This is a genomic window from Aeromonas rivuli, from assembly GCF_000820045.1.
GTDB classification, from domain to species: Bacteria; Pseudomonadota; Gammaproteobacteria; order Enterobacterales; family Aeromonadaceae; genus Aeromonas; species Aeromonas rivuli.
Genome location: NZ_CDBJ01000081.1, coordinates 4,133 through 4,707, shown reverse-complemented (window position 1 = coordinate 4,707; position 575 = coordinate 4,133). Strand labels below are relative to the sequence as shown.

The following is a 575-nucleotide window of genomic DNA, read 5'->3' as shown; positions in this document are numbered from 1 at the left end:
AGACCAGCATCGTGAGCCTGAACGGCTCGGTGCACATCGACTCTACCTTCGGCAAGGGCACCCGTCTCGAGATCAAGGTGCCGCTCACCCTGGCAATATTGCCGACCCTGATGGTCGAGGTGGGGGAGCAGACATTTGCGTTGCCACTGGGCTGCGTCAACGAGATCTTCCACCTGGATCTGAAGAAGGCCAATGTGGTGGATGGCCAGCTGACCATCATAGTGCGCGACAAGGCAATTCCGCTCTTCTATCTGCGCAAGTGGTTGATCCGTGGTGGCAATCGTCATGGCAACCAGGAGACGGGGCACGTGGTGATCGTGCAGATTGGTACCCAGCAGGTCGGCTTCGTGGTCGACAATCTCATCGGGCAGGAAGAGGTGGTGATCAAGCCGCTGGACAATTTGCTGCAAGGCACCCCGGGCATGGCGGGCGCGACCATCACCAGCGATGGCGGCATTGCGCTTATTCTCGATGTTCCCAGTCTGCTCAAGGCCTATGCGCGTAGACAATAATCCTTCGGGTCCAAGGAGTTAGAAAAATAACAATGGCAGTCAAGGTATTAGTCGTCGACGACT

At 56.9% G+C, this 575-nt stretch carries 2 protein-coding genes (1 of these 2 cut by a window edge); both read left to right on the top strand.

From position 1 onward, the window contains the following. Positions 1-512: chemotaxis protein CheW (locus BN1130_RS18565; protein ID WP_042043839.1), on the top strand; the 512-nt coding region annotated here is incomplete at its 5' end. Positions 513-544: 32 nt separating this feature from the next. Next, positions 545-575, top strand: part of the annotated coding region (locus BN1130_RS22720) for a protein-glutamate methylesterase/protein-glutamine glutaminase (protein ID WP_042043837.1) (this coding region is incomplete at its 3' end). 962 nt of the annotated region lie beyond the right edge of the window; 31 of its 993 annotated nt are in view.